Here is a 12,914-nt window from a genome sequence, read left to right on the forward strand (position 1 = left end):
GCCTATATAAAAAGGCAAAGAGGATGCTATGAAAATTTTGGCTATATCCGGCAGTGCAAGAGAGGCATCAACAAATACAGCGCTATTGCGAGCAATGAAAGATATAGCACCGTCCAGTATTGAATTTTCAGTTTTCCATAGCCTTAATAAGCTTCCCATTTTCTCTCCAGATGATGAGGGAGAAAAAACGCCTGCTATAGTAGAAGAATTTATCAAATCTGTTTCTGCCTCAGATGGCATTATCATCTCAAGTCCTGAATATATCCGTTGTATTCCAGGCGGTCTCAAAAATGCAATTGACTGGATGGTTTCGCGCACTGAAATCATAGATAAACCTATTGTTCTAGTTCATGCATCTAGTCGCGGTGACGATATGCTGGTTTCTTTAAGAAGAGTACTGTCGACTGTTAGCAGCAATTTTTTTGAAGATTTATTTTTACGCTTCTCTCTTCTTAGCAAATCGCCTGAACAAATTGTTGAGATACTACAAACTGAAGAATATAAGTCACAAATTACACCGTTCCTGCTTAGCTTTGTCTCAGAGATTCAAAAGTATCAAGATCAATTAGAGTAAGCTGATCACCGTGTTTACGAGTAGCACGGACCATTGTCGATTTGGCTCAAAACGTCCTCTCCTTACAAAAGCGCTGTCTTATCAGAGATAATCAGCCCTAAGATTAGAACAAAGAATTATGAGTCCGCTGTTCTTTTATTAAGAACCTCATTTAACTTCTCGATTAAAGAAGTAATTTCTTTCTCTGATAAAGCTGCAAAGCCAAAACGAATACAACGATTAGAAGAATCATCCTGTCTAAGCTTATGCTCTGTATCCATGTTGAGTTCGTCTAATTTTAAGGCTTGCTCTTTAGTAAAAGATTTCTGGAATTTCACCCATAAAGCCATTCCACCTGCTGGAGGTTGAATCTGGACATCACCTGAAAAAACTCTGCTAAATTCAGTTAAGGCATGGTCACGGCGTAACTGATATATTTTTTTCATTTTACGAATGTGTCGTTTGATTTCACCGCGCTGCATTAAATCTGCTAAAGCAAGTTCAGTAATATTATTACCTTGTCGATCAATCAATAAAATATCTTCGGTAATGGATTGAATGACTGATGCAGATGCCACGATGTATCCCAAACGAATACCGGGTGCAAAAACCTTAGATAATGAGCCAACATGAATGACCAGCTCAGAATGAGGCAAACTCGCTAAGGGTGGCATAGGCCGACTGTCATAGTGGAATTCGTGGTCATAATCATCTTCAATAATATAAAACCCCCATTTTTTTGAAAGTTCTAAGAGCTGAAGACGGCGACTCATTGGCATCGTGACAGTTGTGGGATATTGATGATGCGGAGTTGTATAAATGGCAGCAACCGAATGTTCTTGTAAAATCCGTTCTAAATCCTCAATGACAATACCTTGTTCATCTAATTTGACAGAAACGACCTGAAACCCATTCGACTGAAACGCTTTAAAAGCAGAGGGATAATACAGCTCTTCAACTACAATCACTCCCTGTCGATTTGGTAGTGCACGGGATGCAAGAAAAATTCCCATCTGGCTGCCACGTACAATACAAATCTCATCTTCGGCAACACTCATAAAACGTTCCATCGACAACATTTTTTGTAAGGCTTGTCTTAATTCAATCATACCTTGGGGGTTTCCATAACCCATGTACTGGTTTTGGGTAATTTTAATCAATGCATGCCGATAGGCTCTTGAAAATAACTCATACGGAATAAGCCTTGGGTCAGGCACACCATCGTTGTGTGGGTATAAAGCAGCTTCTTGAATAGTTGGCTTATCATTAACTTTTCGTTCATTTACAGAGTCTATTTGGAGCTGCTTTTCCGGCAAAATATCTGCCACAAATGTGCCTTTTCGAGGACGAGTCACAAGCCAGCCTTGCGCCTCTAATTCTTCATATACTGCTTGTACTGTTTTTCTATTAATTCCCAATTCTTTTGACAAGCTACGAGACCCAGGCAACATAGTCCCTTGCACCAAGCGACCACTTAAAATCTCCTGACTAATCAAGTTAGTCAGTTTTAAAAAAACTGTTTTTTCTTCTCTTTCATCGATACGGAAATGTATTTGCCAAGGTCTTAGCATATTCGCCCCATCTGGACCATATAACTTGTAAAAACTGGATGTATTGATTCACCCAGTTGTTTTCTATTCTGCCTTCACCTACTTAATTTGGTCAACTGGACTGGAGAAGAGATGAAGACTGCTTCTGTAAACAAACAAGATCTGATGCAACATGCACAGCAAGACATGCAAAAGTGGATTAGCGATTCAGATTTAACTGACCGCCAAAAGCTTGCACTCACTTGTCGTATTTTATTTGATCATGGCCATGATGTTGGTTTAGCGGGCCAAATTACATGTCGTAGTGAAAATAAAGATTCCTTTATTACTCAACGTTTTGGTTTAGGCTTTGATGAAATTACTGCCTCAAACTTGCTTGAGGTTAATCAAGATTTAGAACCAATCAATCAAGAAGGAATGGCAAACCCAGCCAATCGTTTTCATACGTGGATTTATAAAGAACACCCAGAGGTGAACTGTATTATCCACACGCATCCTACCCATGTAGCAGCACTCTCCATGCTACAGATTCCACTCATGATTTCCCAAATGGATGTTTGCGCACTCTACGAAGACTGCTCATTTGTAGGCCATTGGCCGGGTGTTCCTGTAGGTAATGAAGAAGGTATTTTGATTTCTTCTGCTTTGGGTAAAAACCGTGCTGTTTTGTTATCTCATCATGGTCAATTGGTCACAGGTAAAACCATCGAAGAAGCATGCAACTTGGCTCTTTTAATTGAGCGCGCAGCTCAACTGCAACTGCTAGCGATGTCGGCCGGACAAATTCAGCCTATCCCCCACGATTTAGCAACAGAAGCTCATGACTGGGTATCTACTGACAAACGTAACAAAGTGAACTTTGCTTATTACGCACGTAAAGCTTTGAAAAAACATTCTGACTGTATTTAAAAAGAGACTTCTACCATGAAACTAAACGGTATTATTGGCTACCCTGTTACTCCATTTTCTGATGACAACACCATTAACATTGCTGTTTTAAAGCAGATGCTCGATTTACTTATCGAAAATGGCTGTGATGCCATCGCACCTTTAGGCAGTACAGGTGAAAGCGCTTATCTTGAATGGGATGAGTGGTGCCTAGTGGCTAAAACTTCAATTGAAAGCATCAATAAACGTTTACCTGTCATTATTGGGATTTCTGAACTCACAACAGATCAAGCAATCAAAAAGGCCCAAATCGCGCAAAGCTATGGTGCAGATGCACTTATGGTGATTCCCGTATCTTATTGGAAGCTAACAGATCAAGAGATTTTTGAATATTATCAGTCAATTGCACAAGCAACGACTTTGCCGATTATGATTTATAACAACCCTGCGACCAGTGGTGTTGATATGTCTCCAGAGTTAATCGTGCGTATGTTTAATCAGATTTCAAACATTACGATGGTGAAAGAAAGTAGCGGTGATATTCAGCGTATGCATCAAATTTATGAGCTATCAAAAGGAGAACTCCCGTTTTATAACGGCTGTAATCCTCTAGCTTTAGAAGCCTTATGTGCAGGAGCTAGTGGTTGGTGTACAGCAGCGCCTAATCTATTAGGTCAGCTCCCCCAACAACTTATTCAGCATGTGAAAAATGGTAATTTAAATCAGGCTCAAAAATCATTTTACCAGCAACTCCCTTTACTACGCTTTATCGTAAGTGGTGGTTTACCTAAAACGATTAAAGCAGGTTTGCAGCTAAAAGGTATTTCTGCGGGTACGCCACGTAAACCTCTGATCAAAGCAAATGATGTTGAGCTTAGTCAATTAAAACAGTTACTTGCTCAAATAGAGGACTAATAAAAAAAGCGGGTAAATAAACCCGCTTTTTTACAACATAAACTTAGAATGTTTTAGTTAAACTAAACACTAAGCCTGTGTCATAAGGTTTTTTACCAGCATCAGTCATACCAGAAGTGCTAATGTCTGTACCCACAACATCTAGCTCAGCGACAATACCCAAAATATTATAATTCACACCCACTTTATAATCGATATAGCTATCGTCTTCACCTGGTCCACCCGCAACTACAAGTAAAGAATCTTTATTTTTGAGTTTGTTATAGCCAACTGAAGCAAGTCCCGTGAAGCCTGTATCTGCAATTGGTGCTGAATAACCTACGTTAAAATACCAGAACTCATCAGAGTGACCCCAATAGTCATCTGAATAGCTTACGCCCACACTAAGTGCATCACCTTTAAATAAAGAATCAGCAAAAGTTAATTTTCCATAAAACTCGGTAAAGTCAAAACCAGTATCCCCATTGTATGGGTTAGTAAATTTTGAGTCAGAACCAATATAGCCATAATGAATTACACCCACGTCATAGGTCGGTGCAAGCGTATCAGACAGTTTTAATGTATTGGTATAACCTAAAGAGATATCAGTTTCAGTTGAAACACCCGGTGTATTAAAGTCAACGCTTGAACCCCACAGCGCGACATAGGCACCTGACTTATGAGAAAAAGTAAAACCACCTTGAATAGCTGGGTTATTTGACGATTGTGTAACACCGCGGAAGCGGTAGTCTGTAGTTGCTGCTACACTACCTGTTGCAGTGATACCATAAAAAGATGGTGCTTCTTCAGCCATAGCCATGGTTGAACCAGCTGCGAAAATACCAAGACCTAAGGTCTTAAGTGCAAATTTCATCATTTTGATCTCCCCCATAATGAATGCACGATTTATGTATATAAAACACATTGTGTTACTTAAGCTTTAGCAATTGCTGTGCCAAGTCCATATTCCCCTTCGCTGCATATCATTAATATTGAAATCAAAATATCTCTACAATAAAAATTCCATTTTATTTTTACAAAAATATATTCATAAAAAACAATATTATAAAATAAGACATCTATCCGATTAGAAAAGAGCAACATAAGAAAACACCTTGTCGGAAATAAATTAGCGACGTCAGCAGTATCCATTTACTCAATGTAAAATTTCTATTTAAACTTAAATAAGAGATATAAAAATTACGTAAATTTCTTAAAGCCGAGCTTGTAATGGTCTGTGAATGGGCATTTCTTTTAATTAGATTTCTTTATTTTTTCTGTTTTAAAACTTATGAACTATTTTGGGTCTTTTTTAAGCAATAATATGAGCAAAAATAGTAATGCACAAAATTCACGCAAAATATCGCACTAAATTTGATCAAATCAATTAAATTCCATTGGCTTATTATAGTGATCTCTTTTTGCACATCATGCATTAAAAATAATGTTATATAGTAACATTTTAGAGAGCATTGAAAATAAACCATTAAAAAAATCAACTTAAGACAAGATTAAAAAGTAAACATATCCATCAAAAAAGATTAAAAAATGAACACAAGAATCAACTGTTTTTTGAGCTTAGAATATAAAATAAATGGTAAAAATCCACTAAAAAATAAATTACTTTTTTTATTTTAAACAATACATTAAGTATAAAAGCTTAACAGTAAATTTAGTAAACAACCAGTAACACATTAATCAATTTCTGCATAGCATATATAAAATAAAATCAACAAAAATATATCTTTTTTATAGATTACTTATACAATTGATTCAAATCCTAGGCCCTGAACAATAACAAGGCACAGGATTTATCGTTTTTATGAGGTTCTTTAAATATGCTAAATGCACAAAAACTTACATTAGCAGTTCTCATTTCTGCGGCAATAATTTCCTCAGCTCAGGCAAGTGAGCAAAGTGAGGCAAAAGGATTTGTTGAAGATGCGAACGGTTCTATTCTCTTCCGTACAGGTTATATCAGCCGTGACAAAAAACAGGGCGCGAAAGATACTAGCTCATTTGCTCAGTCAGCAATTGTAAGTATCGATTCTGGTTTCACCCCTGGTATTGTTGGCGTTGGTGTTGGCGTTGTTGGCGACGGTTCATTTAAAATCGGTGAAAATAAAAATGCCGGAAACCAAATGATTCCTAAACATAACGACGGTTCCGCTTACGATCACTGGGCTCGTGGCGGTGCGAACGTTAAAGCACGTTTCTCGAATACAACAGTGCGTTACGGTACTCAAGTACTCGACCTACCTGTTCTTGCAAGTAATACTGGACGTATGGTTCCTGAATACTTTACAGGTACTTTATTAACCAGCCATGAAATCAAGAATCTTGAATTGGTTGCTGGTAAATTTACTAAAGACCAAATGTCTGATCAAATCAATACCGATGCGGATGTAAATGGTAATGGGCTTGATCGCGCCATTGTTTGGGGTGCTAAATATAAGTTTGATGACAATTTAAATGCATCTTACTACGGTTTAGACAGCAAAAATGCTCTTGAACGTCATTATGTGAATGTGAACTTTAAACAGCCTCTGGCTAATGACAGTTCATTAACTTATGATTTCAGTGGTTATCATACTAAGTTTGATGAAAATGCTATCACATATTCAGAAACTACTGATGACAAGTCTAACCGTAAAAACAATATTTGGGCAATTTCTACAGCGTACAACACTGGCCCACATAATGTAATGGTTGCCTACCAACAGAACAGTGGTAACGTAGGTTATGATTACGGCCAAAATGCTGATGGTTTCCAAAGTATTTATTTACCAAACTCTTATATGTCTGACTTCATCGGCAACGATGAAAAATCTGCACAAATCCAATACAGTCTTGATTTTGGTAAGTTAGGCGTATTACCTGGTCTAAACTGGACAACTGCATTTGTATACGGTTGGGACATCAAAGTTAAAGGTTTAACTGATGATGCTGAAGAACGCGAATTCTTTAACCAAGTGAAATACACAGTTCAAAGTGGTTTCGCTAAAGATGCGAGCCTTCGTATTCGTAACTCTTACTACCGTGCAAGTGATGCTTACCAATCTAATGCGTACATCGGTGATACAAACGAATGGCGTATCTTCCTTGATATTCCTGTGAAATTATTCTAATTCGCAGACCTATCAAGCATAAAAAAACCTACATCTGGCAACAGATGTAGGTTTTTTATTAGGCTCAGAATATCAATTGAGAAACTCTGAGCCATATCAATTAAAGCTTATTTAGCAGCTTCAATTGCTTTTAGTACTTCAGCTTTAGCAACATCAGCACCTTCCCAACCACTGATTTTTACCCACTTACCTGGTTCTAAATCTTTATAGTGACTGAAGAAATGCTCAATTTGGCTAATCAACAATGGAGGAAGATCTGTATATTCCTTCACATCTTTGTAAAGTGGAGACAATTTTTCGTGTGGAACAGCGATTAATTTCGCATCGATACCACCGTCATCTTCCATTTTTAATTTGCCCACTGGACGGCAACGAATTACAGAACCAGCAGCAACAGGATGCGGAGTTACAACAAGTACGTCTAACGGGTCGCCATCTTCAGACAAAGTATTTGGAACATAACCATAGTTCGCTGGATAGAACATTGCTGTGCCCATGAAACGGTCTACAAACAATGCATCAGAATCTTTGTCGATTTCATATTTAATTGGTGCTGCATTTGCAGGAATTTCAATGATGACATAGATGTCATTTGGGGCATCTTTACCTGCTGGGATATTGCTGTAACTCATATCAATACTCTTTCGTTATGAAGTCAGATGTAAAATCCACTCGATTATAGCGTGGATATCATCAAAATGATGCCGATTATACAATGCGCACACGCGAAAGTTGATATGAATGATGACAGAATGACACTCAAGTCAGTTTAATCGTGACCACTAATAAGAAGATTGGACACAATATAGATAAGAACCAGACAATCGAGCGTAAAGTTGCCCAATTACTTAAATAGCAGATCCCATAAATAACTCTTAAAATAATATATGCCCAACCTAATCTCAGAATAAAATATTCTGGAACAACCATATATTCGGCCATTAAAATAGCCGTTAAGAATAAAGGTAAGCTTTCAAAACTATTTTGTTGTACGGCATTAGCGCGAGCAGCCAGACCAGTTGTTTTGGCAAAAAAAGCTCTCGGGTTTTGATTATCGGCAGGCTGAAAACCACCTGTAATTTTTGCAATTGCGGTAAATGCATATGGCAGTAAACATGCCACTAAAATAATATAGATAATGCCGCTGATGCCCTGCATAGTGCCATCCATCACTGAAAATACTGTTGATCATGCTATCATAACATTGCGTTTTTACCTGAAATTTTATGCAATCACTTGTCAACACTGATGAATAGGGCCATGTATGCAACAACCTGATCAAAAAGAACTGTTTGAAGTCTTAGATAAGCAAAAACAGAATCAACTTCAGATAGATCGCATATTAAAGATCGTACTCCCTATTGTCGCTTTTTTACTGAGTGTGATTTGTGCAAATTTGAATTGGCAATCTACACTTGGCACCTTTGTTATTTTAACAATTACCTTTATTGCTGTCGGTATTAAGCGACTTCCTTTGTGGCACTGGCTGATTGTGATTACCGTATATTGCTTAGCAGATAATTATTTAAGTTATGGTCAGCTTGATTTGACTCACCTACGCCTGCAACTCGGCACAATGCTTGTTTTTGTGGGGATGGTCGGAATTGGACGCCCTTATATAGACCGCTGGTTTATGAAAAGTCATAAAATATAAAATAAAAAAAGCGCCCTAAGGCGCTTTTTTTATTAACTGATTAGGCTGGTTTACGTAAGTCTTTACGTAAAATTTTGCCTACGTTTGATTTTGGTAATTCATCCATAAACTCAACATAACGAGGACGCTTATAGCCTGTTAAGTTCTCTTTAGCAAAGCTCAAAACTTCTTCTGTAGTCAAGCTTTGATCTTTTTTCACGATAAAGAGTTTTGGCACTTCACCTGATTTTTCATCTGGAACACCAATCGCTGCAACTTCCAATACTTTTGGATGTTTAGCAATAACTTCTTCGATTTCACTTGGATAAACGTTAAAGCCAGAAACCAAAATCATATCTTTTTTACGATCTACAATTTTTGTATATCCACGGCTATCCATAACACCGATATCGCCCGTACGGAAGAAACCATCTGCTGTCATGACTTTAGCTGTCTCATCAGGACGTTTCCAGTAGCCTTTCATGACTTGAGGTCCACGAATCGAGATTTCGCCTTGCTCACCTAAAGCAACTTCTTTACCGTCATCATCTAAAATGGCAACTTCAGTTAAAGGTAATGGAATACCAATTGTGCCACTAAATTCAGTAGAAGCAGGTGGATTTGCAGTTGCTACCGGTGAGGTTTCTGACAAGCCATAACCTTCAATGATGGTTGTGCCAGTAATTTTCTTCCAAGCTTCTGCTGTAGAAGATAAAACAGCCATACCACCGCCCATCGCCATTTTTAACTTGCTATGGTCAAGTTGTCTGAATTCTTCATTATTGACTAAAGCATTAAACAATGTATTTACTGCTGGGAAGAATGATGGTTGATATTTACGCAGCTCGTTAATAACAGCTGGTAAATCACGAGGGTTCGGAATCAAGATATTTGCCTGACCTTTATACATACCGTACATAGCGCAAACCATGAACGCAAAAATATGATAAAGCGGCAATGCACAAACAATACGGTCACCTTTAGCGCCATCGTTTGCACCAAATTTACTTTGGAAAATACCATCACACTGAAGTAAGTTTGCGACAAGATTGAGATGAGTAAGCTCTGCACCTTTTGAAACACCAGTAGTACCACCAGTATATTGAAGCACAGCCGTATCACTTAAGGTTAAAGTCGGACGCTTGTAATTACTTGGATTTTCTTTATTTAACGCTGAATTAAATTTAACGTGTCCCGGAATATTCCAAGCTGGAATTTGCTTACGTACTTTACGTAATACAAAGTTCACTAGAGTACCTTTAAGTGTACCCAGCATATCTCCTACAGTAGCAATTACAACATGCTTCACTGGAGTTTTACCTAAAATGCTTTGATACACACTAGCGAAGTTTTCAATAATTACGAGTACTTCTGCACCTGAGTCATTTAATTGATGCTCAAGCTCACGTGCCGTATAAAGCGGATTAACATTCACTAATACCAAGCCTGCACGTAACACAGCTAATGCAACTACAGGATACTGCAACACATTCGGCATCATTACTGCAACACGAGTTCCTTTTGCTAACCCCAAATTTTGCAAATAGGTCGCGAACTTACGACTTGCAAGTTCTAACTCATTAAATGACATCGCCTTATCCATGAAGATAAAGGCATCACGAGAACCAAATTTTTGGAAATTACTCTCAAAAATATCAACAAGTGAGGTATTTTCTGCAGGCAATTCTACTGTTTCTGGAATCCCTGTCTTTTGGTATTCTGCAAACCAAATTTTTTCCATAATGCCATTATCTCCGATTCGTAATCCTTAGTAATAACTGTTATTCAATGCCCCAGCTATTCTTTAGCTTCTTGGTGCCAGAACATATTTAAAACTTATTGGCACATTCATGACACTTTCGAACAAGATTATGAGACAGAAATTTTGACAATTTGACCCTGTCAATTTTTTTGCATGGAGTACAAATTACGTACTCCAAATTGCTGTCCTTTTAATCATTATTCAATACCAACAAGTTCAGTTCATTGCTTGAACATGTTGCCATATATAGCGTATTTATGTTGCCAGACGCTAGCTTTATCTCTGAATCAACAGTTTATTTGCTTTTTGATATCCACGTGGTAAGAGCTGACCTTTTGAAGCTCGTTTACCTATGTATTTTTGTAGATCATCACCTTTTAATTTTAAATGTTGTTGACCTGCAACCACCTGAATTATTTCATCTAAGTTCAGGGTTGTCATGGATAAAATTTGCTCTTTCGCTTCAAGTTGTATCAACTTATTACCTTTACCCTTATTTAAGTTCGGCAGTTCAGCCAAATCAATAATTAAGAGTCGCCCTGCTGAACTGAGCACAGCCAAATGTGTCATATTTTGAGCAGATATTAATGGTAAAGCTTTTGATTTTTCAGGCACCGACAAGAATGTTTTACCTGCCTTAGCATTGGTATCTAGCTGTTTGGCTTGAGTTTTAAATCCATAACCTGATGTACTCGCAGCGATAAGTTCTGATGCTTCATCTTCTAGATAAACCTGAATAAACGACACGCCGCTTGCAGGAGCAAGTTTGGAACTTAATGGTTCACCTAAACCTCTTGCTGATGGCAAGCTGCTGATAGGTAAAGCATAACTACGACCTGTCTCATCAAGGAAATAAATCCGTTGATTGGTTTTACCCACAGCGTGACTTAAATATTGGTCGCCAGCGCGGTAGTTTAAATTTTCTGCATCAACATCTGCACCTTTTGCGGCACGAATCCAACCTGCTTCAGATAAAACAACCGTTACTGTTTCTGCTGGTACAAGGTCTTGTTCTTTAATCTGAACAGCTTCAGCACGTACCACAATTGGAGAACGGCGTTCGTCACCAAACTTTTTCGCGTCTTCTTTTAATTCACCGATAATCAGGTTCTTTAAAGATTCTGGATTTCCTAATTGCTCACGGATAATTGCTGCTTTTGCTGCAAGTTCATCCTGCTCTTGACGGATTTCCATCTCTTCCAGTTTTGCTAAATGACGTAACTTGAGTTCTAAAATTGCTTCCGCCTGTATCTCATCAATCTTAAAGTGTTCCATCAATACAGGTTTAGGCTGATCTTCTTCACGAATAATACGAATAACCGTATCAATATCAAGATAAGCAATTAAAAGACCTGCCAAAATATGCAGACGCTTTTCAATTCGGTTTAAATGATATTCTAAACGGCGAGTTACCGTTTTCTTACGAATTTCGATCCATTCCAGCAAAATACGACGAATCGATTTCACCTGAGGACGTCCATCCTCACCAATCATATTTAAATTAACACGATAGCTTGACTCTAAGTCCGTCGTTGCAAATAAGTGGCTCATCACCGCTTCAGCATCAATACGATTTGAACGAAGTACAATCACTAATCGTGTTGGGTTTGCATGATCCGACTCATCACGTATATCCACTACCAATGGTAGCTTCTTAGCCTGCATTTGATCGGCAATTTGAGTAATGACCTTAGAACCCGATACCTGATAAGGCAATTCAGTAATCACGATTTCATTTTTTTCGATGGTATAAACCGCTCGCATGCGGTAACTACCACGACCAGTAGTCTGGATTTTGAGTAATTCTTCTGGTGGAGTAATGATTTCAGCTTTTGTTGGTAAATCTGGCGCTGGAATATATTCAGCCAATTTTTCATCTGAAGTTTGCGGATTACGAATTAAGGCAATCGTTCCTTTAATCACTTCACGTAAATTATGCGGCGGAATATCTGTCGCCATACCAACAGCAATCCCCGTTGTGCCGTTGAGTAGAATATTAGGAATACGTGCTGGCAACGTAATAGGTTCTTTTAATGAACCATCAAAGTTATCTTGCCAGTCAGTTGTGCCCTGACCTAACTCATTTAACAATAACTCACTGTAGGCAGAAAGTTTTGCTTCGGTATAACGCATCGCAGCAAATGATTTAGGATCATCTGGCGCCCCCCAGTTACCTTGTCCTTCAATTAAAGGATAACGATAACTAAACGGCTGTGCCATCAATACCATGGCTTCATAACATGCAGAATCGCCATGAGGATGGTATTTACCAAGTACATCACCGACTGTACGGGCTGATTTTTTTGGCTTCCCACTATTTTTCAGCCCTAATTCGCTCATGGCAAATACAATACGGCGCTGTACAGGCTTTAAACCATCACTGATATGTGGCAATGCACGGTCCATGATGACGTACATGGCATAATTCAGGTAAGCCTGTTCAGTAAATTCGGCTACAGAGCGGTTTTCTGTCGCTTGATGCGCAAGGCTGGTCATAGTCAGCTTA

11 protein-coding genes are annotated in these 12,914 nt (G+C 38.3%); 5 read left to right on the forward strand and 6 right to left on the reverse strand.

The annotated features are described in order from the left end of the window. Nucleotides 1–28: 28 nt before the first annotated feature. A complete protein-coding gene (locus MKL38_RS10000) occupies nucleotides 29–574 on the forward strand; it encodes an NADPH-dependent FMN reductase (protein ID WP_270903177.1) in 546 nt (181 codons plus the stop codon). Between the two features lie 116 nt (nucleotides 575–690). Here MKL38_RS10000 and pdxR read toward each other — a convergent pair whose 3' ends face one another. Continuing rightward, complete coding sequence (gene pdxR / locus MKL38_RS10005; protein WP_270903178.1) at nucleotides 691–2,124, reverse strand: MocR-like pyridoxine biosynthesis transcription factor PdxR; 1,434 nt, start codon at nucleotides 2,122–2,124, stop codon at nucleotides 691–693. A 111-nt stretch (nucleotides 2,125–2,235) separates the two neighbouring features. On the opposite strand from pdxR, the gene MKL38_RS10010 reads away from it, so the two are divergent. Together MKL38_RS10010 and MKL38_RS10015 are read left to right on the forward strand one after the other, a co-directional pair. Then, nucleotides 2,236–3,012: an aldolase gene (locus tag MKL38_RS10010; protein WP_270903179.1), complete on the forward strand. Its 777-nt coding sequence runs from the start codon at nucleotides 2,236–2,238 to the stop codon at nucleotides 3,010–3,012. Between the two features lie 15 nt (nucleotides 3,013–3,027). Further along, nucleotides 3,028–3,906: a dihydrodipicolinate synthase family protein gene (locus MKL38_RS10015; RefSeq protein WP_270903180.1), complete on the forward strand. Its 879-nt coding sequence runs from the start codon at nucleotides 3,028–3,030 to the stop codon at nucleotides 3,904–3,906. A 43-nt stretch (nucleotides 3,907–3,949) separates the two neighbouring features. On the opposite strand, the gene MKL38_RS10020 is transcribed toward MKL38_RS10015, so the two are convergent. Beyond that, nucleotides 3,950–4,762: a TorF family putative porin gene (locus MKL38_RS10020; RefSeq protein WP_003654402.1), complete on the reverse strand. Its 813-nt coding sequence runs from the start codon at nucleotides 4,760–4,762 to the stop codon at nucleotides 3,950–3,952. 961 nt (nucleotides 4,763–5,723) lie between these two features. Between MKL38_RS10020 and MKL38_RS10025 the strand changes: the two genes are divergently transcribed. After that, entirely contained in the window at nucleotides 5,724–7,013 is a 1,290-nt protein-coding gene (locus MKL38_RS10025; RefSeq protein WP_004640622.1) for an OprD family outer membrane porin, read from the forward strand. A gap of 107 nt (nucleotides 7,014–7,120) precedes the next feature. Here the strand turns inward: MKL38_RS10025 and ppa are convergent, their stop codons facing one another. Together ppa and MKL38_RS10035 are read right to left on the reverse strand one after the other, a co-directional pair. Continuing rightward, complete coding sequence (gene ppa, locus MKL38_RS10030; protein ID WP_004795210.1) at nucleotides 7,121–7,645, reverse strand: inorganic diphosphatase; 525 nt, start codon at nucleotides 7,643–7,645, stop codon at nucleotides 7,121–7,123. A gap of 127 nt (nucleotides 7,646–7,772) precedes the next feature. Continuing rightward, complete coding sequence (locus MKL38_RS10035; protein WP_003654397.1) at nucleotides 7,773–8,171, reverse strand: MAPEG family protein; 399 nt, start codon at nucleotides 8,169–8,171, stop codon at nucleotides 7,773–7,775. A 106-nt stretch (nucleotides 8,172–8,277) separates the two neighbouring features. On the opposite strand from MKL38_RS10035, the gene MKL38_RS10040 reads away from it, so the two are divergent. Then, on the forward strand, nucleotides 8,278–8,667 hold the full coding sequence (locus tag MKL38_RS10040) for a hypothetical protein (RefSeq protein ID WP_004640617.1): 390 nt from the start codon (nucleotides 8,278–8,280) through the stop codon (nucleotides 8,665–8,667). A gap of 40 nt (nucleotides 8,668–8,707) precedes the next feature. On the opposite strand, the gene MKL38_RS10045 is transcribed toward MKL38_RS10040, so the two are convergent. Together MKL38_RS10045 and parC are read right to left on the reverse strand one after the other, a co-directional pair. Further along, on the reverse strand, nucleotides 8,708–10,387 hold the full coding sequence (locus tag MKL38_RS10045; protein WP_004640615.1) for a long-chain-fatty-acid--CoA ligase: 1,680 nt from the start codon (nucleotides 10,385–10,387) through the stop codon (nucleotides 8,708–8,710). A gap of 297 nt (nucleotides 10,388–10,684) precedes the next feature. Next, nucleotides 10,685–12,904 carry a DNA topoisomerase IV subunit A gene (parC, locus tag MKL38_RS10050; RefSeq protein ID WP_270903181.1) on the reverse strand — a complete coding sequence of 740 codons (2,220 nt, stop codon included), beginning with the start codon at nucleotides 12,902–12,904 and terminating at the stop codon, nucleotides 10,685–10,687. Nucleotides 12,905–12,914 lie beyond the last annotated feature (10 nt).

The organism is Acinetobacter sp. AOR14_HL (genome assembly GCF_027855175.1).
Lineage (GTDB): Bacteria > Pseudomonadota > Gammaproteobacteria > Pseudomonadales > Moraxellaceae > Acinetobacter > Acinetobacter calcoaceticus.